Genomic DNA, 24,138 nt, shown 5'->3' with positions numbered 1-24,138 from the left:
AACACTCTTTTCGATTATTATGTTCCGCATTAAAAGCCTCAATCATTCCAGACATAATCAAATAATAAAAAGCCGACTACAGTCATAACTACCGCATAAGACAATAAAACTTTTAGCTCCGGCAAGCCATCGAAAAATATGGCATTATCATACAATGACTTCTGCGTACCCTTGATAGCTATAATTAATAACGGCAGAATAACCGGAAATGAAAGCGCCGCCATCAATACGCCTTTAATTGATGCTTTTGAAATAATCGCCGCTATTAAGGTTGTCGAACCGGCTAAACTGATTGCGGCTAAAATCAACACCGCTAAGAATAGCGAATAGCATTTTATTTCCAAGCCAATCAAGACGGCAAAGATAGGGACTATCACTATTACAAGACCTATCAGAAGCAGAAGGTTGAAAAGAAACTTGCCGCAGTAAATTGAGGAGGCTGAGGCGTACAATCTAAGGGCGGTCGCTGTTCTGTTTTCCTCCTCTTTAATAAAGCTTTGTCCCAACCCGGCAATCGAGGCGAAATATATTACCAGCCACAGAAGTATTCCCTGCATATCTTTATGCAGCGCGATTCCGCCGGTCGAGAAACCCACGGCGACTACTGTAACCAAGGCAAACATGACGATGGCATTAACGGCATAGCGAGTGCGAAATTCGCTTTTAAAATCCTTTATTAATATAGCTAATGCTTTATTCGCCAAGCCTGATTGTTTCATCGGCATATTTCAACTCATTCTTTTCATTAGTTGCGATTACGGTAATACCCTCATGATTTTTTATAACATCATCGACTATAGCTCGTCCCTGTTCATCGAGATTGGCAGTAGGCTCATCCAGAAGTAAAAGCGGCGGTTTTTTTAATAATGCCAGTATGTATTTCAATCTTTGCTTCATGCCCGATGAATATGAGCCGACCATATCGTTTTCTCTTCCCGATAAGCCATATTTAGCCATAGCTGATTTGATATCAGGGTTATCGATACCCGATACTCGGGCAAAGAAATCGATGTTTTCCGCCGCCGTTAATTCATCATACAGGAATAAATCGGGGGCGGCATAGCCGGCATATTTTAGTATTTCAGCGCCGGTCAGGTCATGGTTATTATGATTGAATATCACTTTGCCGGATGTTGGCGTAAGCAGAGCGCATATTATTTTTATCAGGGTAGTTTTGCCCGAGCCGTTTGCCCCGGTGATAACAAGAGTTTTGCCTTTATCAATTTCAAGCGAGATGTTTTCGAACACTTTCCGACCGGGAAAGCTTTTCGATACATTGTCGAGGGTTACTTTCATATTAGGGTATTATTGTAGCAAGAATTGAAGTTTAAGCAAGTTATTTTTTCTATTCATCAGGATGGAGTGGAGCGACATCCTGAGGGCAATAAGCTTATTACAACACAGTAGGCCAATCCGCCTGAGACGGACTTGCGGTTTTGACTCAGGTTGTTGACAAAGCAGCAACACCTCTCTTACTATATAACGCTACTTGGCAACAAAAGGGCGTATGCAATACGCCCCTACTCGTTACGTTTGTATAAAATTCAACACTATTATGGGAATTCCAATAAATAATCAATTGTCAACAATCTGGCTACCAAGCGCTGCTTGGTAATATGAGACGTCCGCATCAAGCGGACGCCGCTGTGCGTTTCTATCTCAATGAATTATATCTGCCAGACGGTTCCAGCGTACCCTATTGGGGAGATTGATAATATTATAGCCAATTAGTTTGGGGATAGAGAAAAACCCCGAATTACTGATTCTGTCAGCTTCCGCATCCGGCGCCCATGAGAAATGGATTATCATCGCTCGCCCAGCCACTAAATCGCGGTCTAAATAGCCCCAGAAACGTGAGTCGGAGGAATTATCGCGGTTGTCGCCCATCATAAATAACTTGCCCTTGGGCACAGTAATAAGCGGCATATTATCCCTGATACCGCCTCTGGAAATCATGTTGCCTTGATAGGGAATTATACGGTTATCAGTATGTTTGCCTGTCAGCGGCATAGGCACTATTTCCCCATCAACATACAACACTTTATCCTTGATTTCGATTGTTTGCCCCTCAATAGCGATGCAGCGTTTGATATAATTGATATTTGGGTTTTTTGGGTACTTGAATATAACAATATCGCCGGGCTTCGGATCATCAATAGCCGGCAGATGAATATTGACAAATGGAATCGGCAGCTTCATGCCATACACGAACTTATTAGCTAAGAGAAAATCCCCGACGAGGAGAGTATCCTCCATTGAACCGGATGGGATTCTATATGCCTCGACAACGGATGCTTTTATCATCAACGCCATTATCAGGGCAATTCCCAGCGATTCGACAAACTCGCCGATAGTCTCATATCCTGTTTTTTTCTTTGAATTCTTAGGCTTGAAAAAGATTGCCATCTATTCCTCCAACTTCAGTCGTATTCCATTACAGTCATCATCGACAATAATTACAATTTTTGTACTTACGGCCTGGCAATTAGGCTGCCATATAATAAAAACCGTATATATCAATTTAAAGCTTTTGGAAACAAATGCAAAGAACGATTTTAAATAAATTTTAGGGAGCAGCCGGAGAGCATTTTATATCCTTTGGATATTTAGTATCCGAACAAGTTGTTGACAAAATACAATGTTATATCTTCGGGTGATATATACTACCGCGCGTAAGGGCGTATTTCGATACTCACCTACGTATTATGCTTATATAAAATTCAATATTATTATAGGAATTCCAACAAATAATCATTTATCAACAGCCTGCGTCCAGCTAAGTTGGACCCATTCAGAACCCGAGCTGCTGTATTCTGTTTGCCCTGAAATTAGCGAATTATACATCGACAAATCTAACGATGATTAGCAATTTAATATGCTGTTTCGGTTGACATGGGTAAAACTATTTGATATTTTACGAAATTGTATAGTTTTAATAATGTTATTAAAACCATATCAAATAAAATATGGATAAACAAATAAAACATGACGATGGCATGATTTATCGAAATCAAATAACAAAGTTAATACAAAGGAGGTAGGCCGCTATAATAGAACTGTAGTCATTGCATAAATTTTAAAAATTATTACTTATTTTTAGATTCAACACAAGGAGAAAAGATGAACTTAACCAAGAAGATTATATTTGGATTTATTTGCTTGACCTTAATGATCGGGCTGATTGCCGGCTGCGGTGGGGATGATGATCCGGTAAACCCTGACAATACTGCGCCGGTGGCTGTCGCTGACGGCTATAATGTGCATACTGACAGCATATTAACTGTTGCGGCTCCCGGAGTGCTTGCCAACGACACCGATGCGGATGATGATGCGCTTACAGCCGTGATAGTTGGCAACCCATCGAATGGCGTTTTGGCACTCAACGCTAACGGTTCATTTACTTACGACGCCGATGCGGATTTTGTCGGTGTTGATACATTTACCTACAGAGCCAATGACGGCACTGAGAATTCAAACACGGTGAATGTAATTATTACTGTTCAATCACCAACTACTATCACAGGCGGAACAATAGATACGGATAGTACTTGGGCATTATTATATAGTCCCTATACCATTACGGGCGATTTATATATTGAAGCCGCCGGCAATGGCGCTACTCTTACTATCGAACCTGGTGTTGAAGTGAGATTAAATGAAAATATAGAAATATTAGTTAGCTATACAAACAGCGAATATGGCGCAATAATTGCCGAGGGCACTCAGGCTAATCCTATAACTTTTACCTCTAGTGCTGCAATCCCTGATGCCGGCGATTGGGAACGGATACACTTTTACCAAGGAACACTTCCCACAACAAAGTTTAACCATTGCATATTTGAATATGGCGGCTCAAATCTCTCTTACGGAATGATTTATATCAGAGGCTGTGCAGTTGCCATAGATAACTCGACAATCAGGTATTCCGGAACTTATGGAGTTGATTTACATGAAGATGGAGAATTCAGCTCATTTACAGGCAACAAACTTTACGCTAATGATGCCGCTCCGATTCGCATCAAGGCAAATTATGCTCACACTATTGGCGTAATTGATTCCATTGCAACTGATTATGGAATTATAGTTGAATATGATAAATACGAACAAACCAATGAAACCTGGTTAGCTCATGATGTTCCATATACTATCACGGGCGATGTTTATGTTGGGAAAACGGGCATATCCGGTGCGACATTAAATATTGAAGCCGGAGCTACTTTAAAATTTGAAGAAAATATCGAGATGTTAGTAAGCTACACTGATGATGAAAATGGCGCTATTATTGCTAATGGTACAGTTGATAACCCGATAACCTTTACCTCTGCCAATCCAATTCCAGCGGCTGGTGATTGGGAGAGAATAGATTTTTATGAAGGTACTTTACCTACAACAAAATTTAATCATTGCATATTTGAATATGGCGGCTCAAATCTCTCTTACGGAATGATTTATATCAGAGGCTGTGCAGTTGCCATAGATAACTCGACAATCAGGTATTCCGGAACTTATGGAGTTGATTTACATGAAGATGGAGAATTCAGCTCATTTACAGGCAACAAACTTTACGCTAATGATGCCGCTCCGATTCGCATCAAGGCAAATTATGCTCACACTATTGGCGTAATTGATTCCATTGCAACTGATTATGGAATTATAGTTGAATATGATGATTATGTGCAAACCAATGAAACCTGGTTGGCTCATGATGTTCCTTATACTATTACAGGCGATGTTTACATAGGTAAAACCGGCACTGGTGCAACCTTGACCATAGAACCGGGAACGATATTAAAATTTGATAGCGGCGTTAAGTTTCGCATCGGCTACAATGCTTCTGATTTCGGTGCACTTATTGCGGAAGGCACAACAACAAATTCAATCACTTTTACATCATCTTCACCTTCACCGGGTCATGGTGCCTGGTCAGGAATCTGGTTTGATGATGGGGCAATGAATACATCATCTATGGAATACTGCAAAGTCCTCTATGGTGGTTCAGCTTCTTATGGCAACATTGTTTGTAGTGGAATTGATGCAGCTAATACCCCAACTCTGGCTAATTGTGAGATTGCCTATTCAGCAGGATATGGTATATACGTTTATGATTGTACTCCAGATTATACCGGTATTGATATGAATGATGTTCATGACAACGATGCAGGCGACATATACGTAGGTCCGTAATCTTAAAACAGTTTATGCTGTAGGAATTAAGCGGAGAGGGTTTTGTATCCCTCTCCGCTGTTTTATTTGTAATGCGGGCATTTTGCTTGCGTTTATGTATCGGGATGTCCGGCACAAGCAATAATTAGTAGGGCATCCGCCGCCGCGGACGAGACCTGCCAATTCAGCGGTTATAATATCCAATCATTAGCAGAAGGCAGGAAAGGGTTCCCGCCTTCGCGATAAAGGGCGTATCCGCCATTTGCGGACGCCCCTACGCGCTGATGTTGTATATCAAACTAAGTTTCTGTGGGCGGTACGCGTCCTCGTGTGCCCCTTATCTAGCCAAAAAATCAATCTGCCTGCCGGCGGGCACGGCTGCAAAATCTGAGATAAAAAAAATCGCCAAGCCTTAGAGACCTGGCGATACGGTGAATTAAACCACCTCCTTAAAATGGTTAATTAGTTATCTTCCCTAACCTGTCCCATCGCATATTAGCGGCAAGTTCGGGGAAATGTTTGATATTGTATAACCATAATTCTACTGCGGAAAAGGCGCCGGTTGATATCGGCGGCGGTTTTTGATATTCCCATGACCATAACACCAGCATCGCCCTGCCGATAACCAGCTTGCGGTCTAAAAATCCCCAGAAACGCGAATCGGCTGAATTGTCGCGATTGTCGCCCATCACAAACAGCTTGCCCATAGGCACTTTAATCGCCGGCATATTATCGCGAATTGTCATACCCATTTCCGGCGGATTCTGCGGCGGAATTATCCGCTTGTCGGCATGCTTCCCCTCTATCGGAAGCGGCACATGCTTGCCATCAACGTAAACCTCCTTATCGCGAATCTCTACGATTTGCCCCTCGATAGCGACAACCCGCTTGATGTAATTCTGGTTTAAATTATGGGGATATTTAAAGATAACTATATCGTTCGGCTTTGGTTCATCTATTGATGGCAAGCGTATATCGGTAAACGGAATCGGCAGTTTCATGCCATAGACGAATTTATTGCCTACTATATAATCCCCGGCATATAAGGTGTTTTCCATCGAACCGGACGGGATAACATAAGCCTCAACCACCGAGGCTTTGATAATCAGGGCTAAAATCAACGCTGTTCCAAGGGCTTTGATAAATTCCCAGCTTGTATTTTGCCATTTTTTTGAGATATTTATATCAGAATTAATCTTCTTTTTCTTTTTGGGATTAAAAGCTTGGGAATTGGCCATATTATCCTCCGGTTATAATTGAGGTACATTTTTTACTGATTATATATGTATACTTCTGTATGATAGAAAAGTTTCCTGCGGCATTATCGGGATGGGAATAGATACCCCCGCGCGTAGGGGCGTATTGCAATAAGTCCCTACACCAGGTTGTTGACAAAGTAAAAAAACAACTCTGGTTACCAAGCGGAGCTTGGTAACCAGAGTGGGCGTATGCAATACGCCCCTACGCGATGAACCATAATATTTAAACTGTTGCAAAAAACTATCTGCAAATCTGGGTTTATAACTTTTGGCACACCAGCCCATTCCTGACGACTATGGAGAAGCTATTTTAAAACACCGGAGAACATGCTTGCAATGTCGTTATATGTTACGACTATCATCAGTAAAAGAAGCAGGCCGAAACCGACTTGCTGGGCAATCATTCTGCCTTTGAGAGAAACCGGTTTGCGTCTAATCGCCTCGATAGAGAGGAAAACAAGATGACCGCCATCGAGAACCGGGATTGGCAGGATATTTAAAATTCCTAAGTTTACCGAGAGAAATGCCGCTAAGCCCAGTAAAGATAAAAATCCCTGCTCTGCCGCCTGCCCGGCAAACTGAGCGATTCTAATCGGTCCGCCCAGCCCCTTAATCGATTCCTGCTGAGTAATTAGTTTCCATATCAGGTCAAACATTTGACCAATAAGAAATACCGTTGCTGATATCCCTTCTCCTATCGCTTTCAAAGGGCCAATAGGCTTATAGGTAAATTCGGGGCCTACGCCGATTCGTCCTTCAATTTTTTCATTCCCGAGAGAATCTTTTACGGCATATTCCATAGTTGTTGTCGCAGCGGTTATAGTATCGCCCTCCGCCAGCCACGAGATAATAATCTCTCTATTAGGGCGGGTTTTGATATACTCTGCCATTTCGCTAAAATCTGCAAAGGCAAAACCATCGATGCTAAGAATCTCAGAACCGGGCATCATACCGGCTTTTTCCGCAGGTCCGCTTGGCGACACAATGCCTATGATTGTCGAGTCCTTCACCTGCTCGGGTAGGCCGGTTGCCCAGTAGATAATAAAAAACAGTAAAGCCGCAGTAATTAGATTCATAATAGGCCCGGCTGAAATAACTATAAACCGTTTCCATAATGAAGCCGCCATAAAATCGCCCGGTTGGGGCACATAGTCATCATCGAACTCATTTTCGCCGATCATTTTGACATACCCGCCCAGCGGCACTACGCCGATACAGTATTCGGTTTCGCCTACTTTTTTGCCTATTAGTTTGGGCGGGAAACCAAGCGAGAACCGCTCGACCCGGATGCCGGATTTCTTTGCAGCGATAAAATGTCCAAGTTCGTGAACAAATACCAAAAGCCCCAGAACGAATACGAATGCTAATATTGTCGTCATCATTTATTTAATACCGTTATCCTGTGTTTAAAGTTTCCTTTATTTCCGCGGTTGGCGCACGTCCTCGTTTGCCAACATTTATTTAAATCGTCTGTTTTGGGTTAAGAATTAAGTTATAATTCAAAATCAATTGTATCTTTCTCCACTTTCGGATATAATTCATCAATCTGAATTTGAATCATTATAGTTTCCTTAATAGCCGTTACAATTTTGCAATAATGCTTAATATCTTCAAGTGATAGTTTTTGATTTTTTCTGCTTTTCAGCCACTTATCGCATACCTGATAGCCGCCAATTTGATAATTCCATATATTATTTTCGATTTTACTAAAATACTGTTTATCGTTAATGTATATTTTTTCATCTTTTTCGATATATTTTATTTTCTCAATTTTATTACTCCCTTTTTCCACAAATTTTGATAACTGTTTGCTGCGGCCAGATGATTTAAGCAGATGACAATCAACTAATTTTTTTCCATAGCCTGCAATAGCCTTAAATAATGTATAATCCGTAGTAAAGGGAATTCTGGGGAAATCAATTTTTAGGAATTCGGCATATTTGTTTCTATAGATGTTTGAATATAGAATTGCGTAGATATAATAAAAGTAATTTAAATTTGATTTTTGAGTATATGCTTTTTTAAACAGTTTTAGATATTTGTTATTAACATTTAAATCCTTTTTAAGTATTTTATCTTTATTACTAAATATCTCGTCATTATATAAATCATTGTAAAGATATTGTGGGAAAAGATAGGCAATTCCTTTATTACTAAGAGTTATTCGACTTTCAACTATTCCCTGTGTAATAAAAGCATGGTTAAAGATACCTTCAGCAACTTGCCTTACGGAAAGTATACCCAAGTTATCTATTAACATGTGGCGCATAATTTCTTTGCGCGAGCGCTCAATCATAATATCATGGTACAATATCCATCTAATATCGAAAGGCCTATAAAGTATTTTAATTATATACTTTTCCCAATTCACTACTTTTTTTAATTCATTTCTTGCAGTTTTCAATTTCCAATTTTCAGTATCGTTTATATTGAATGTTTGCTTAATGACTTCATCTGAATACTGTTCGTTTAAAAACATTTTTATGCGGTTTTTTAATTTGCTTTTATCTGTATCTATAATAAACTCATCTCTTGAAGTTACAATACATATATTGTTAATAGGAAATATTTTATTTATTACCGGATATTTCTCATAACTCTCTAATAGCTTGGTATCGCGAGGCGTGAAAAGATAGTGTTTTGATTTAGGATATATCCTTTTCCATTTATTTGTTTTAATATCATTGCTTCTTAATTCAGCATATTTTATGTTTCTTAAACCCCATAATTCGGAATGATAAACCTTACACTTCTTTTTATCATCCTTTAATTTCACAAATATGCTAATCGCTACACCCTGTTTAATGTCAAAAACATTTTCATCTTTTGAACCATCCGGACATTTTTCTCTTTTTAGGCTATTGCCATGCAAATCAAGTATGTACATTTCATTAAAACTTTGCATCAGCGATTGACGCATACCCCTAAAGGTCGGATTATCGAGGTAGCTATGATTAGTAATAAATCCTACAACCCCTTCGCCAGCCTGTTCTATTTTCCATTGAGCAAAACGAATAAACTTTACATAGTCATCCTGAAGCCACTTTGGGTTTTTTTCACCCAGAGGTTTGCCGTCAACATACTTATAATCATCAATACATTTGCCAATCCAGGTTTTTATTTTAGTTCGTACTTCTCTGCCATTTCTGTATGATTTTAAGATTTTTTCACTAAGGTTCGCCGAATGTCCCGAATATGGCGGGTTGCCCAGTATCACTAATATTGGCTTTTCTTTTTTAATATCGCCAGCTAAATGCGATTCCTCCGAAAGCGATGATATACCCGGCAATTCTGTTTGAGCCAGGTTCTCCATTTCCAGGGTATTGGTAAGATATAATTTAAATCTATCATTTTGCCTTAGTCTGTATCCCAACTCTTCTAAAAGAAAAGACATTTTAATATGGCCAATAGCATAAGGCGCCATCATTAATTCGAAACCGTAAAACTTTTTCAGGATGTGTTCTTTGATAAAATCAGCGACTCCGCCATCGCCATATTTTGCAGTAAATTCCTCAACCGCTATTTTGGAGGTCTCAGCTAAAAAGGTCAATGTTCCAGCGGCTGGGTCTAATACCGTTACCGAATCGCTGGCAAATCCATCAGTTCTATCGAAGTGCTCTTTTAAAATACTATTAAGCGAACGAACAATAAATGAGACTACCGGTTCGGGAGTATAATAGACTCCCCTTTTTTCGCGGGTTTTCGGATCATATTCGCTTAGAAAAGTTTCGTAAAAATGAACTACCGGGTCTTTGCCTTTCCCCTCACTGTAATACTGATGTAAGATATTATTAACATCCGCAATAGCAAGAATTTCTGAAATATCATCAATTATCCATTCCATTGCTTGAGGTAAATTTCCTAATGATATAAATTCGAAAATTTCTCTCAATATGCCAATCGTATTAGGTATAAGAGCATAAGCAAGCTTTCTATTAAATCCATCATTAACGCGCGTTCGCGCCGCAAAAAGCCCATAGGTAATAGTTTGTGAATATAAATCGGCAAATTCTTTCTTTGCTAATCCGCCTATTAAGAACTGTTTAAATGCGTTATAAAAACCATTTAAAGTTTTACTTTCTATTCCTTTTTTAACATCTAATTCATAATAAATAATTTCATCTCTTAAAAAACTTGTTCTTTTGGCTAATTCTTTGGCTAAGCTCTTTGAGTTATAAATCGCTGGCAATGAAAAAGAGAAGAATTTATCTAATAATTTGATAAAATCTTCCTGGTTTTCAACAGGCGGTATCGTTTTAATCTTATCAATAATAAACGGTCTGGCTATGAATGTTTTATCTGTTAATACGCCATCTCTGTATAGCCTATATTCAAAGAAGTTTGTTAGTATCAAATTTGGAAATGTATGCAGATATCGTTGTAATTGTTCAGTTTCTTCGATTTTATCAAGATCTTTTATTGAAGGCGCTTTTGCCTCAATATATCCGATAATATGCTGCTTGCCGTCCCATACTCTAAAATCAGGGTTGCCGGCTTCTGTTTTTTTGGGCAGAGCGGTTATTTGTATATTCTTTTTTCCGGTAGAATCTGCAAATCTATCTAATAAGTTTTTTACAGAGAAATAATAGCTCTCCTCTGTAGCATCACCTTGTTGAGCGGCTTCAAATAATTCTTTCAGATATAATTTCAGCATTGATTGATTATATCACAATTTCGTTATCTATGCTAATATTTTCCTACATCGAATAAACTAAATCCTCAGCCGTATCGGAGGCCCACATGTTAGCGCGGACTACATCATCTAATTTCACCGTATCGCCCTGCCCTAAATCATCCATCGTCTTTTCAATTATATCACATATCTGCGTAAATTTAATCCGGCTCTCTAAGAAAGCTTTCACCGCAACCTCATTGGCGGCATTTAAAACCGCTGGCGAGATGCCGCCCTCCTTAATCGCCCGGTAGGCAAGTTTCAGCGACTTAAATTTCTCCATATCCGGCGGACGAAAATCTAAGGATAACGCCTGAGTGAAATCAAGCCGGCAGACATCAAGAGGCGCCCTATCGGGATATAACAAAGCATTTTGAATCGGCAGACGCATATCAGGTTTGGACATCTGAGCAATAACAGAGCCATCAATAAATTCAACCATCGAGTGAACAATCGATTGCGGATGAATAATTACCGAGATTTTTTCCGGCGGCAGGTCGAACAAGTAAGCCGCCTCGATAATTTCCAGCCCCTTATTCATCATGGTTGCCGAATCAATAGTGATTTTTCTGCCCATTTTCCAGTTGGGATGCTTTAATGCCTCCTCAATAGCTGCGTTTTCGAGATTATCACGGTCGAGGAACGGACCGCCCGAACCGGTAAGAATCAGCCGGGCTATCTCTTTATGTGTACTGTTTTGAAGGCATTGCATTATCGCCGAATGCTCAGAATCCACCGGAATAATCAGCCCCTTATGCTCTTTGGCTATTTCACGCAGAAGCGGGCCTGCCGCAACCATCGACTCTTTATTAGCCAGCGCCACTGTCTTGCCGGCAGTCAGGGCAGCAGCTGTCGCTTTAAGACCGGCAAAACCGACAATAGCGTTTAGGACAATATCAGCCTCAGGCAATGAGCTAATTGTGCTGATAGCGCTGAAAAAGCCGGAGTCTTCTAAAATTTTAACAGAGGGATCGTTAAATTTATTTTTTAAAACCATCAGCCCGCTCGAATCTGCCATGGTTACATGAGCGGGCTGATATTTTTTTATCTGCTCAACAATCGATTTATAATCGAGATTAGCCGCCAACCCGATAACTTTGAGCTTATCGGGGTTTCTATCGACTATATCTAAGGCGTTCCGGCCAATCGAGCCGGTACTGCCGAGAATAACTATATTACGCACTATTTATCTGACTTTTCGCCGATATCTTTCTTTGTTTCCAAACGCGCTACTTTAGTCATAATTACAGGTTCGAGCGGTTTATCCATATTATCACGCTTAACGGCAGCGATTTTATCGACAACATCCATGCCATCGATTACCTTGGCGAAAATAAGGAAACCCTGTCTATCCAGACCGTAATTTTCCTTAAGATTGATATAGAACTGGCTGGTGCTGGCATCAGTGCGGCCGCGCGCCATAGCGATAGTTGCCCGGTCGTGCTTATATGGCGAACTTGGATCATCCGCTAATTTTCCGGGCGCACCGCCCATACCGGTACCATCCGGGTCGCCGCCCTGGATGACGAAATTGGGGACAATGCGGTGAAAAGTCAAAGAATCGTAGAAGCTTTCATCGACAAGCTTTAAAAAATTGCCGGCATGAATCGGCACTTCCTTTTCGTAAACTTCGATAGTAATATCGCCAAAATTTGTCTGCATTAAAACAAGGGGATTTTTCATTTCTTCTTTACTTTCTTTAGTGGTATCATCTGTCTTTTTTTTATCTATTTCCTTCATGCCTGCGCTTGAGAAACCAAATAATCCCAACACTATCAGAATGCTTAAAATATATCTCATTCGGTAAAACCTTTTGTTTAGATTATCCTCAGGATGTTTGCCCGCTTAAGGCATCTACTCAAGGCAACAATCCTGAGGGAACCGGTTAATTTAATTTATATAGACAAGAATAATTTTTAACCCTCAGCAGGAGGTGTCGGCGGTTTAGGCTTAACTTCCAGCATCTTAACAGGTTCAACAGGTTTAGAATTTTGAGTCTTAACTTTGTTTATCGCATCAACAACATCCATACCCTTGATGACTTTAGCAAAACAAGGGAATTTAGCATCAAGATGCGGGGCATCATTAACAAGAATATAAAATTGGGAACCATTGACGCCCTGAGCTGATTGCGCCATCGCTAAATAGGAACGCTTGTTTTTATACTTGAATTGTTTCGTTTTCTTGCCTTTTTTTCCCACTTCCACTTTTTCTTCCATGTCGAGCCTATAGCCGGGACCGCCGCCGCCTGTGCCGGTTGGGTCGCCGCCCTGTATCACGAAATCTTTGGCTATGCGATGGAAAGTAAGATCATCATAGTATTCGTTTTCAACAAGTTTCAAGAAATTTTTGGCATGAATGGGGCAATCTTTTTCAAAAACTTCAATCTCAATATCACCCATGGTAGTTTTCATAAGCACAATCGGATTGCCGGCATCGGTGCGGGCATATTCGATTTTTTTCTCAACTGCTGGTTTGGGGGCTTCTTTTGCCGCTTCAGTTTTCTTTTCCGCTTTTTCCTGGCAGGCAAAAACGAATATCAAAGCCAGAAGAATTACCGCGAATTTTCTCATTGTCGCTCCTTTGTTAATTAAGTTATTTTTTAGTATGACTATTGTAAAAATTTAGGCTATTTATGTCAAGGGAAATTGGGGGGAATATCGTGATTTATTCAAGTTGGTTTACGCGGACGTACACTACCCATATGGAATTATTATTCCCATTTGACATATGAGGACGTCCGCTAAGTGTTGTCGGAAGTTGCTTCCGACAATTGCAGGCATAAGAAAAACTTATGTCTGCACAGCTAAAAGGACGCATGCAATACGCCCCTACGCGCTGAAGTATATTAAAATAGACTTTTTGTTGAAAAACCAATTGCAAAATATAGGATATAAAAATAACCCGCTATGAATAATAACGGGTCATTAATTTACAATCTATTTTAATCAGCAATTAGAAATGATACATTTTTTGACGCCAAAGCGCTCTTTTAAGAGCAACTTCCGCGCGGGCTGTGTCTATATCAGATTCGGCTCTGTGAGTAAGCCTTTCCCTTGCTCTTTTTTCAGCGGCTTTAGCTCTATCGATATCGATATCTTCGGGATTTTCGATTGCATCCGCTAAAATCGTTGCCACATTGTTCGATACCTCAAGAAATCCACCGGAGATAAACATCTCCGATTCCTTGTTATCAGCATCTTTTATCTGAAGTCTGCCTGGCATTAATGGCGTAATCAGCGGCGCATGATTTGATAATATGCCGAGATAACCCTCCGAGCCGGGCGCGATAATTGATGCCGCATCCTGCTCGAAAACAACTTTTTCAGGTGTTACTGCTGTTAGTTTGAACATCTATGCTCCTGATTTCAGCTTCTCTGCATTCTCCAGCACCTCTTCAATACCGCCAACCATATAAAATGCCTGCTCGGGAATATCATCATATTTGCCCTCAATGACTTCCTTGAAACCCCTAATTGTATCCTCAATTTTGACATACTTGCCCGGTCTGCCGGTAAACGCCTCAGCCACAAAAAACGGCTGAGATAAAAACTTCTGGATGCGTCTGGCGCGACCAACGATGACCTTGTCCTCATCTGAAAGCTCCTCAATGCCCAGAATGGCGATAATATCCTGAAGGCTTTTATATCTTTGCAGGATTGTCTGCACCTGACGAGCAAGATCGTAATGTTCCTGACCTACAACATTGGGGTCGAGAATACGCGAGGTCGAGTCGAGCGGGTCGACTGCCGGATAAATACCCAGCTCGGCGATTTGTCGTGAAAGCACGCTGGTAGCATCAAGGTGCGCAAATGTAGTCGCCGGTGCGGGGTCTGTTAAATCGTCCGCCGGCACATAAATAGCCTGCACCGAGGTAATAGAACCGGTTTTGGTCGAGGTGATTCTCTCCTGAAGGAAGCCCATCTCGGTGGCCAGTGTCGGCTGATAACCCACCGCCGACGGCATCCTGCCAAGAAGTGCCGATACCTCAGAGCCTGCCTGCACGAAACGGAAAATATTATCGATAAATACTAATGTATCTATGCCCTGGTCGCGGAAATATTCGGCTATGGTTAAGCCGGAAAGCCCTACTCTTAAACGCGCTCCCGGCGGCTGATTCATCTGGCCAAAAACCATGCAGGTTTTATCTATAACGCCGGATTCTTTCATCTCCAGCCAGAGGTCGTTGCCCTCACGAGTACGTTCGCCAACACCGCAGAAAACCGAATAACCGCCATGCACTTTGGCTATATTATGAATTAACTCCATAATGATAACGGTTTTGCCAACGCCGGCGCCGCCAAACATACCAACCTTGCCGCCTTTAACATACGGTTCGAGCAAGTCGATAACCTTAATGCCTGTTTCAAAAAACTCCGCTTTGGTCTGCTGTTCACTAAACGGCGGCGGCTGACGGTGTATCGGATAATATGTTTCCGCTTTGACATCGCCAAGCTCATCGATTGGATTACCGAGCAAATCGAATACGCGTCCGAGTGTTGCCTCGCCAACCGGAACCGAAATAGGGTTGCCGGTATCAATTACCTGCATACCTCTAACTAAACCATCAGTAGATGCCATAGATATGCATCGCACCATGTTTTCGCCAATATGTGCAGCTACTTCAACCGTGAGATCGATATTTTTCTCCGCATCCTCAATTTTAATAGCATTTAAAATATTGGGTAATTTATCGGAGGGAAACTCACAGTCAACCGTAGGCCCTATAACCTGAACAATCTTGCCGATATTTTGTTCTTCCATTACTAACCCTTTGTATTTAAAACTCAGCTTTATCTAAACCTGGGATATTTTACATTATCCATCATTCAATCACAAAACAATCTATTTATTATTTCAAAGCCTCAGCACCGCCAACAATATCAAGAAGCTCGGAGGTTATCGAAGCCTGCCGCGCCTTGTTGCGTACAAGTGTGAGGTGCTCTATCATTTCCTTGGCATTTTTAGAGGCATTGCTCATTGAAATCATTCTCGAACCGAATTCGGAAGCAAATGATTCAAGCAAAGCAGTTAAGATTTTAGTTACGCAATATCTTGGAACCAAGCTGGTGAATATCTCTTCAGCCGATGGTTCAAAAATATAATTAGTTTGTACGGTTTCATCCGAACCTGCGGGTTTCTCGATTGGCAAAAATTTATCAACAGTCAACTTGTGCTTGGTCATCGAGATAAATTGAGTATAGAGCAAGCGTACCTCATCAACATCACCGTTTTCAAAACTTCCCGTTATATCATTCGCCAGACTGCGGACCATTGTCATATCTGCTTTACCGCCGGTTTGGGGTATCGTAAATGCGATTGGAAATGGTTTTTTCTTAAAGAAATCGCAGCTTTTTTTGCCGACAAGACCCAATTTTATTGAGTCTTTAGGAGATTCTTTAAGGTACTGCATTGCCGCGCGCATTATATTTGAGTTGTATGACCCGCACAACCCGCGGTCGGCGGCAATAACTACTAACAATGTTGAAGCAATCTTGCGTTCCTCAAAAAGCGGATGATTTAGACCTGAAGCCGCACCGGCTAATGATTCAAGCATCTGCTGCATCTTACGGCCGTAAGGTCTGGAAGATTCCACCCGCATTTGCGCTCGCCGAAGCTTGGCGGCGGCAACCATCTCCATCGCTTTGGTTATCTGCTGAGTAGATTCAACAGATACTATTCGTCTTTTAATATCTCGAAGTGATGCCAAAACTCGTTATCCCTATTTAATAGCTTGATGTTTATAACATTACAAGCATCGCCTAAAGCTTTGTCTTAAACTCGTTTTTGAATTTCTCCGCACTTTCTTTAAGTTTGGCAATTATCCCGTCGTCAAGGTCTTTCTTGTTTTTAATCTGATGGCCCACATCGGGAAATTCTTTTTCCATGAAAGCGTGATATTCTTCCTCAAACTGATTGATCTTATCGATTGGAACATCATCAACGTAGGCATTAGCTACCATCCATAGAATCATCACCTGTTTTTCCATCGATACGGGCAGATACTGACCTTGCTTTAGAATTTCCTCGGATACTTTACCGCGCGTCAGTTGTTTGATAGTAGCTTCATCGAGGTCGGAACCGAATTGGGCAAAAGCCGCCAATTCACGATATTGAGCCAAGTCTAAACGAAGCGAACCGGCAACTTTCCTATAAGCTTTAGTCTGGGCATTGCCGCCAACACGCGAGACGGATATACCTACATTAATAGCAGGCCGTAAACCGGCATAGAAAAGCTCTGATTCCAAGAATATCTGGCCGTCAGTAATTGAAATCACATTTGTTGGAATATATGCAGACACGTCGCCGGCTTGAGTCTCGATAACAGGCAGAGCTGTCAGCGAACCGCCGCCTTTTTCATTATTGAGCTTGGCCGCTCTTTCCAGCAAACGCGAATGCAGATAGAACACATCGCCCGGATAAGCCTCGCGTCCCGGAGGACGGCGAACCAAAAGCGACAACTGGCGATATGCCTGAGCATGTTTGGATAAATCATCGTATATACATAAAGCATGTTTGCCATTAAACATCAGATGTTCGCCCATAGCGCAGCCGGCAAACGGAGCGACGTACTGCATCGGCGCCGGGTCGGTGGCTGAGGCGCAAATAACGGTTGTATATTCCATAGCCCCGTAATCCTCTAATATCTTAACAACTTTTGCAACGGTCGAGGATTTTTGTCCGATAGCAACATAGAAACAGTAGATATCAGAATCGCGCTGGTTAATAATTGTGTCGATAGCCAGAGCCGTTTTGCCTGTTTGACGGTCGCCTATGATAAGTTCGCGCTGGCCGCGGCCTAACGGAATCATTGAGTCAATCGATTTTAGTCCGGTTTGCACCGGTTCTTTTACCGGTTGACGGTCTACCACGTTTGGAGCAAGAAACTCGAGCGGCCTGTAGTCATCGGTAACAATCGGTCCCTTGCCGTCGATTGGTTGGCCAAGCGGTGTAACAACCCTGCCAACAAGAGCATCGCCAACGGGCACGCGGGCTACCGCCCCAGTACGTCTGACAGTGTCGCCTTCCTTGATATTCGTATCGGGGCCAAAAATAGCGGCCGATACCGAGTCTTCCTCAAGGTTTAAGACTAGGCCGAGGATGTCGCCGGGAAACTTTATAAGCTCGGACATCATCACATCATCAAGACCCCAGATACGGGCAATACCATCCCCAACCTGAAGGATAGTGCCGACCGATTCCATCTCGATTTTTGTTTGGTATTTCTCAATCTCTTTTTGTAATATTGAGCTAACTTCTTCAGGTCGGAAAGCCATAACGCACCTCTATTAATAAACCTTAACTTTTAAAAGGTTTTGCTTCAAAACATCAATTTGATGTTTTATTGATCTATCAATAACTTGATTATGAAGGAATACGATAATTCCGCCAATAATCGATTCATCAATTTTGTGGATAATTTCGATTTTTTTACCGGAATACGCTTCCAGTTTTTCTACCAGCCTATCCTTTAAATCATCGCTTAAGTACGTAGCGGTAAACACCTTCGCCTTTATCAGCCCCAGATGTTCTTCCATGAGTTTTTCGAATTCATCGGCAATAACAGGCAATAGGTTTGTTCGATGTTTTTTTAAGAGGAGTTCTAAGAATAAAAGAAGACGCTGCGCAAGCCTGGTTGTAAAGGTTTCACGCAATACTTTAATTTTGTGTTCGGTAGTAATCTGAGGAGCTTCAAGGAAGTTCAAAAAATTCTTGTCCTTAGCAGTTAAAGAGCGAATTTGTTGAATATCGGAAGCAACAATATCAAGATTACCGCCATCTAAGGAAGTTTTAAATAAAGCCAGAGCGTATCTTCGCGCTACCCGCGTTTCTTTCATTTGATACTCTCCACCTCATCCATAAAGCCGTTAAACATTTGGCGATGCTTATCGTCATCAAGCTTCTCTGAAATCATCTTTTCAGTGGCGTAAACTGCCATTTTTACCATATCATCGCGAAGTTCAATCTTAGCTTTGGCAATATCGCGAGATAATTCCTCGCGGGCTTTGCTGATAATCTCTTTGGATTCGTTTCGGGCTTCTTCTCTGATTTCAGCGGCAACCTTATTGCCCTCAGCGATTGATTCCTGGATTTTAATTCGAGCTTCAGCGTCAATGTCTTTGAGCTTAGATTGATACTCAGCGAGTTCATCAGCCGCCTGCTGTTTGGTTTGCTCGGCCGATTCCAGATCTGATTTGATTTTTTCACGCCGCTGTTCAAGCATACCGCTAAGCGGCTTCCAGGCGAATTTCCATAATATCCACCAGGCAATTAGAAAACCAATTATCTGAGTAAGAAGCTCAGCACCTTTGATACCGAGCGAACTTAAGATTTCTCCCATATATCCTCCCGCGGAAATACTATCAATATTTCCGGATAAATCTTAATTTATTTCAGAAGGATGACCGCTACCAAAGCGTAAATAGTCAAAGCCTCGATAAAAGCCGCACCAATAATCATTCCTGTTTGAATCTTGCCCGCAGCCTCCGGCTGACGACCCATAGCATCCATAGCAGAACCGACTGCTTTACCAAGTCCTAAACCTGAACCTACAGCGGCAATAGCAACTGTTAAAGGCAATAATAATTCAGCGCCCACAGTTCCTCCTTTTATTGATTTTATTAAAATTATTAATGATGTTCTTCCTCCTCATGAGTAGTCATGAGTGAAAAATAAATTGTTGACAATAATGTAAACACCAGCGCCTGCACAAAACTTGTCAGCAGCGCTAAAAAGATAAATGGCAATTGCAGCGGCAATCCCGGTACCCAGGCTGGAGCGTTTAACGCCATCGTAATAGCAATGCCCAAGCCAACGAAAATCGCTAACAGCATATCCTCGCCGGAAATATTGCCGAAAAGACGCAAAGACAGCGAGATTGGCTTAGCCAGCTCGCCTATTATATGAATCGGGAAATTCAGCGGCACGAGACACCATTCCACAACCGATTTGGGTGAACCCATGAAATGATAAAAATAGCCAAAAAATCCCTGAACTCGTATTCCCTCGAACTGAACGAAAAGAAACACGCAAATCGCCAGCGCCAGAGTCGTATTCAGCTTCGAAGTGGATGAAAACATGCCGGGAAACAAGCCAAGTATGTTCATGGCGAAAATATAAATAAATAAAGTCCCCAAAAACGGGATATATCTTCTGCCTGATTCGCCTATAATGCCGATAACCATATTTGATAGAGATTCAACTACATATTCGATAAAGTTCTGCAGTTTGCCCGGAATAAGCGTTCTCTTTCTATAAGCTATTATGCAGAAAAATGATAAAAACAAAGTTGCGAATAACGAAAATATCGGAACATGCCATTGCATAAGAAAATCAGTAATAGAACCCGGAAATAAAATATTCGCAAGTTCAAGCCAGTTTGGTAATTCGGGCTGACCTCCATGCCCACCATGCGCTGCTGCCTCTGCGGCATGACCAGCGACAACATGAAGAGTATCGGCGGCATGACCGGCAATTGTATAAGCAGTATCCGCCGCATGTTCGGCCGCCTCATTAGCATGCTCGGCAGTTCTTACAACTGCGGTATTCAGATAAATCAATGTTTTTTCTATCATAATGCTTTCACCTGTATTTTTTTACTCTGAAGCATAGACCGGCTCACAGCTTTTAAAACCGTTACCGCTAATAATGATGAGAAGCCGATGAGCAGGCCATATATCGGCGTATAGCTCCAGACAACAAGTAAATATCCCAAAAAATAAATCAGGGGAAATTTTAACAATATAAACAAAACGATAAAAAGTTTGCTTCTGGGATTTGGCGTAATAATCTGTACGATAAGGAATTTGATAGAGAAAAGATTCAGGCAAGCCCAAAGGCATCCTAAAAAGTAGGCGACTGCAAACGCTGTGCTTACATAAACAGATAAAAACGGAAAAAGAAAAGCAGATAGGATAACGGAAGTTTTTATAATGCGATTAATCAATTCGAGATTCATTTATTATTCCCAGCGCTTTTCTTTATTAGATTGTATATTTCTTTCGCTGCGGCTGCGATTCCCAACCCTAAGCCGACAGCCATAAAAATCTTGCTTGTGCCTAACTTGCCATCAACCCATACTCCAGCATAGTAGCCTATTAACGGCGCTACCACTAATATTACCGGGATAGTTGTAGCTAAAGCTAATTGGCGGTATGCCGTATATTTTTCTTTATCCATACATCCGCCATTCAAACTTGCCATAGATAAATAATAATCAATATTCAGTCAAGCATTATTTTGAGATATTTTTCACAATATAGCTTTCCTCATAGCCTGGATTATTCATAGATTCTATTATAATAACATACACCATAGGCGGTTTTTTTGCCCGAGCTGTCGGAAGTAAATTCCGACAGCACGAAACAACACCGGTGTACGAGGACATGCGCCTGCCATGAAAATAAAGAAGCTCCGGAAATTACTATCTCCGGAGCTTTAGAAAATATCTTTTTATTTGATTCGCTATTTATTTTCTGGAAGTTTTTCCGGCATAGCAGAAGATAGTAAAGGCGAACCCGCTGTCAGCGAGTCGATAACCGTTATGGCTCCTGTTGTTCCATCGATTTCGCAAACGCGCCACCACCAATGATCCCCTACCAGAGTATCGCCAGCAGGTACCGACATAATTCTAACATCTCCATCAGGTTCAAAAATATGTACCTGCGCTTCTGAGGTGGCAATAGTGCCGGTTCCCGCATAATGGTACACGGCATAGGTATATGTTCCCGGGAAAGCCTGGTGGATAGTCATATGTTCAGGTCCGTAGCTGGTTACATCGTCATAATCAAGGTCTGCATACGGAGCCGAATTTGTATCTCCTCTGCTTGCGTAGTAGACATGATAAGAGCGGCTTTCAATTTCAGGAGTCCAAAGGTGCGAATCAATATCACGAGGGTTTTCCCCCCAAGTAAGAGTAAACTGAGCCCAGAAATCTCCCCGGCTGATAGTAATACCATCTATATATATTACCGGCAATATAAGACTGCCATAGGAAATATAATTATAGGTCAAACTATCCGTACCGGTAATATTGAACGCCCAGCCCATCAAGCTGGCAAATTCATTATAATTCGATATCATATCCATTGTCACAACTGCGGTTTGCACATCCGACTCGGTAGAATCAGCTACATCATCGGCAAGATAAATTAACATGCCGCCATCCAAAGCGCTTGTATCGGCTAGTTGGTAAACATCGCTTAACAAGCCCTGAGCAGAATGAAGAGTAAGCCAACCATCAGAGAAAATCAAATCAATGTATTGAGGATCAGCTTCAAACGGATAAAAATCCTGTTCAACCGGATACAGAATCAAATTGACTTCGACCTCAACAGACTGAGACTCCTGAGGCGATTGAACCACAGCCGGACGCGGGAAAAACGTTCCGCTCGGCTTAGCTTGCATAAGCTCGTACGGCATAAACGTAAAATTCGGATAGTATTCACTGTTTGTATCGCTGGCAAACACAAACAGATAATCTTCAAACAGATAGGCAGTAACATTAATATCGCTTAAGCCATCATCAGCAGTATCAGCTACAGCAACCGATACGACATGCGTAGTCAAATTCAATTGGACTTCGCCAAGACTATCCGTTACACCGCTAACCGAGTTTCTCTCGGTTGGATACCTTGGATCCAGCGTTTCATCATCATCGCTGCTGCAGGCAAAATTAAGCACTAAAAGAACGCCCGCAAGCAGTACCAGCCACTTTTTGATTTTCATAACAACCTCACTTTGTTTGATACTTTATGTTTTTACTTATTATTCAGAACTCATTATATTATTGTAAAAAATTCGGTAAAAAATAGCAATACTTTAATTTCAAGGAGCTTCTTTCAAGATTCTATATCACACATAAAGATTAATAGGCAAGTCTTTCCAAATCTGCCAGGTTGTTGACAAAAAATAGTATTGCAATTTATTTCAACGCCATGTAAATAATCAAGGCTGGAAAGCCCCGACTATTAAATGGGGCGGACTTTGTCAACAATGCCGGCGCACGAGGACGTACACCAGCCACATACTGCGCGAGGACGTACACCAGCCACATAAATAACATAGGCAGGAATCAAGCCTGCCCGCTGTTGGCGGGAAAACTCCGGCCCTGCCTTACTAAACTGTTTTCAGCAATAGCTCCAGTAAGCCAGTCGGATATAATGGCGCTTTTTTATTTACAAAATAATCCAAAGGCATCCAGAGCGTTTTAAACGATGAGCCATCGTCTTCATAACCTGTAAATGATTCCTTTTCATATATCGAATTATCAGCAAGCTTGCCCTCATAGACAAATATTATCTCATGCAGTTGTTCGCCGCGGTAGTTGAATATGTTCTCTAAGGTATCCAATAGTTTTATGTCGGTGATTTCAGCGTTAATCTCCTCGAGGAATTCACGGGCAACCGCTTGATGGCTGTATTCGCCAAACTCGACGCTTCCCCCCAGAGGTCTGTAGAAAGTTTCACCTTTAACGGGGTCTTCTCCCTCGAATACTAAAATCTTATTATTATAGCGGATAACGCATATAGCTACGGGTCTGATTCGTTTTGACATATTTTTTCCTTTTATGATATAATGAGGATTATTCCTATTAATATTGAATTATTCAAACCTCTCGTCCGCTTTAGCAGTCATTGACTTTAGCATAACCTCGGTAAGCCAGCCGACTTTTTCTGTTTTTCTATAATCGAAAACAGGCACATAAGGTTTAATATCAAGCAGCGGCGTGCCATCTATAATATCGACATCCTCAACATGAAGGATATTGTCCTCGATATCTATGAGCTTTACAATAGACAGCCCGATAGAGTTGGGTCGTTTGGGCGCTCTGGTAGCAAATACGCCATGCAGGTCGTGGTCTAAAAACGGCGTTACTTTCAGGGAATAGCCTTTCGATAAGTGGAAATGATAAAGCAATATTATATGAGAAAATTCCTCGACATCCTGCAAGCCCTCGACATATTCAGGCTCGATTTCCACCGTGCCCTTCACACCCGTTGCGCCGGCTGGCTGGATAGGCATCCCCTTGGTGCTATTGTATGG

23 protein-coding genes are annotated in these 24,138 nt (G+C 41.5%); 1 reads left to right on the top strand and 22 read right to left on the bottom strand.

Features of this window, described 5'->3' with window-relative positions; genetic code table 11:
* Window positions 1-38: 38 nt before the first annotated feature.
* The 3 genes from J7K40_01900 to lepB (J7K40_01890) all read right to left on the bottom strand — a co-directional run bounded on the left by J7K40_01900 (window position 39) and on the right by lepB (J7K40_01890) (window position 2,406).
* The gene (locus tag J7K40_01900) at window positions 39-719 is read right to left on the bottom strand and encodes a heme exporter protein CcmB (protein ID MCD6161149.1); all 681 of its coding nucleotides are present in this window, start codon (window positions 717-719) and stop codon (window positions 39-41) included.
* On the bottom strand, window positions 694-1,296 hold the full coding sequence (locus J7K40_01895) for an ABC transporter ATP-binding protein (GenBank protein ID MCD6161148.1): 603 nt from the start codon (window positions 1,294-1,296) through the stop codon (window positions 694-696). Before J7K40_01895 ends, J7K40_01900 begins: the two co-directional genes overlap by 26 nt.
* 363 nt (window positions 1,297-1,659) lie before the next feature.
* Window positions 1,660-2,406 carry a signal peptidase I gene (lepB, locus tag J7K40_01890; GenBank protein ID MCD6161147.1) on the bottom strand — a complete coding sequence of 249 codons (747 nt, stop codon included), beginning with the start codon at window positions 2,404-2,406 and terminating at the stop codon, window positions 1,660-1,662.
* 714 nt (window positions 2,407-3,120) lie between these two features.
* On the opposite strand from lepB (J7K40_01890), the gene J7K40_01885 reads away from it, so the two are divergent.
* Window positions 3,121-5,184, top strand: a complete 2,064-nt coding sequence (locus tag J7K40_01885) for a cadherin-like domain-containing protein (GenBank protein MCD6161146.1) — start codon at window positions 3,121-3,123, stop codon at window positions 5,182-5,184.
* A 437-nt stretch (window positions 5,185-5,621) separates the two neighbouring features.
* Here the strand turns inward: J7K40_01885 and lepB (J7K40_01880) are convergent, their stop codons facing one another.
* From lepB (J7K40_01880) to tsaA, 19 genes are all read right to left on the bottom strand, one after another.
* Window positions 5,622-6,401 (bottom strand): signal peptidase I, encoded by a 780-nt coding sequence (gene lepB, locus J7K40_01880; protein ID MCD6161145.1) that lies wholly within the window; start codon window positions 6,399-6,401, stop codon window positions 5,622-5,624.
* A 326-nt stretch (window positions 6,402-6,727) separates the two neighbouring features.
* A complete protein-coding gene (gene rseP / locus J7K40_01875; GenBank protein ID MCD6161144.1) occupies window positions 6,728-7,804 on the bottom strand; it encodes an RIP metalloprotease RseP in 1,077 nt (358 codons plus the stop codon).
* 110 nt (window positions 7,805-7,914) lie between these two features.
* Window positions 7,915-11,076, bottom strand: a complete 3,162-nt coding sequence (locus J7K40_01870; GenBank protein MCD6161143.1) for an N-6 DNA methylase — start codon at window positions 11,074-11,076, stop codon at window positions 7,915-7,917.
* A gap of 43 nt (window positions 11,077-11,119) precedes the next feature.
* Window positions 11,120-12,277 carry a 1-deoxy-D-xylulose-5-phosphate reductoisomerase gene (locus J7K40_01865; protein ID MCD6161142.1) on the bottom strand — a complete coding sequence of 386 codons (1,158 nt, stop codon included), beginning with the start codon at window positions 12,275-12,277 and terminating at the stop codon, window positions 11,120-11,122.
* Entirely contained in the window at window positions 12,277-12,777 is a 501-nt protein-coding gene (locus J7K40_01860; GenBank protein MCD6161141.1) for a peptidylprolyl isomerase, read from the bottom strand. Before J7K40_01860 ends, J7K40_01865 begins: the two co-directional genes overlap by 1 nt.
* 233 nt (window positions 12,778-13,010) lie before the next feature.
* On the bottom strand, window positions 13,011-13,508 hold the full coding sequence (locus J7K40_01855; GenBank protein ID MCD6161140.1) for a peptidylprolyl isomerase: 498 nt from the start codon (window positions 13,506-13,508) through the stop codon (window positions 13,011-13,013).
* Between the two features lie 541 nt (window positions 13,509-14,049).
* Entirely contained in the window at window positions 14,050-14,448 is a 399-nt protein-coding gene (locus J7K40_01850) for a F0F1 ATP synthase subunit epsilon (GenBank protein ID MCD6161139.1), read from the bottom strand.
* Window positions 14,449-15,858: a F0F1 ATP synthase subunit beta gene (gene atpD / locus J7K40_01845; protein MCD6161138.1), complete on the bottom strand. Its 1,410-nt coding sequence runs from the start codon at window positions 15,856-15,858 to the stop codon at window positions 14,449-14,451.
* A gap of 88 nt (window positions 15,859-15,946) precedes the next feature.
* Complete coding sequence (gene atpG / locus J7K40_01840) at window positions 15,947-16,804, bottom strand: ATP synthase F1 subunit gamma (protein MCD6161137.1); 858 nt, start codon at window positions 16,802-16,804, stop codon at window positions 15,947-15,949.
* 52 nt (window positions 16,805-16,856) lie between these two features.
* Complete coding sequence (locus J7K40_01835) at window positions 16,857-18,371, bottom strand: F0F1 ATP synthase subunit alpha (protein ID MCD6161136.1); 1,515 nt, start codon at window positions 18,369-18,371, stop codon at window positions 16,857-16,859.
* Window positions 18,372-18,383: 12 nt separating this feature from the next.
* Window positions 18,384-18,932, bottom strand: coding sequence for an ATP synthase F1 subunit delta (gene atpH / locus J7K40_01830; protein MCD6161135.1), 549 nt, complete (start codon window positions 18,930-18,932; stop codon window positions 18,384-18,386).
* Entirely contained in the window at window positions 18,929-19,435 is a 507-nt protein-coding gene (gene atpF / locus J7K40_01825) for a F0F1 ATP synthase subunit B (protein MCD6161134.1), read from the bottom strand. Before atpF ends, atpH begins: the two co-directional genes overlap by 4 nt.
* A 47-nt stretch (window positions 19,436-19,482) precedes the next feature.
* Window positions 19,483-19,707, bottom strand: coding sequence for an ATP synthase F0 subunit C (gene atpE, locus J7K40_01820; protein MCD6161133.1), 225 nt, complete (start codon window positions 19,705-19,707; stop codon window positions 19,483-19,485).
* A 17-nt stretch (window positions 19,708-19,724) separates the two neighbouring features.
* Window positions 19,725-20,669, bottom strand: a complete 945-nt coding sequence (atpB, locus tag J7K40_01815; protein MCD6161132.1) for a F0F1 ATP synthase subunit A — start codon at window positions 20,667-20,669, stop codon at window positions 19,725-19,727.
* A complete protein-coding gene (locus J7K40_01810) occupies window positions 20,666-21,052 on the bottom strand; it encodes a hypothetical protein (GenBank protein ID MCD6161131.1) in 387 nt (128 codons plus the stop codon). Before J7K40_01810 ends, atpB begins: the two co-directional genes overlap by 4 nt.
* Window positions 21,049-21,273, bottom strand: a complete 225-nt coding sequence (locus J7K40_01805) for an AtpZ/AtpI family protein (GenBank protein ID MCD6161130.1) — start codon at window positions 21,271-21,273, stop codon at window positions 21,049-21,051. Before J7K40_01805 ends, J7K40_01810 begins: the two co-directional genes overlap by 4 nt.
* A 285-nt stretch (window positions 21,274-21,558) precedes the next feature.
* Window positions 21,559-22,821, bottom strand: a complete 1,263-nt coding sequence (locus tag J7K40_01800) for a hypothetical protein (protein MCD6161129.1) — start codon at window positions 22,819-22,821, stop codon at window positions 21,559-21,561.
* A gap of 390 nt (window positions 22,822-23,211) precedes the next feature.
* On the bottom strand, window positions 23,212-23,649 hold the full coding sequence (locus J7K40_01795) for an NUDIX hydrolase (protein ID MCD6161128.1): 438 nt from the start codon (window positions 23,647-23,649) through the stop codon (window positions 23,212-23,214).
* Between the two features lie 48 nt (window positions 23,650-23,697).
* On the bottom strand, window positions 23,698-24,138 hold a 441-nt coding region (tsaA, locus tag J7K40_01790; GenBank protein MCD6161127.1), incomplete at its 5' end, for a tRNA (N6-threonylcarbamoyladenosine(37)-N6)-methyltransferase TrmO.

It is taken from the genome of Candidatus Zixiibacteriota bacterium, assembly GCA_021159005.1.
Lineage (GTDB): Bacteria > Zixibacteria > MSB-5A5 > UBA10806 > 4484-95 > JAGGSN01.
The sequence above is the reverse complement of the archived record's forward strand: the minus strand, read 5'-3'. Positions and strand labels throughout refer to the sequence as shown.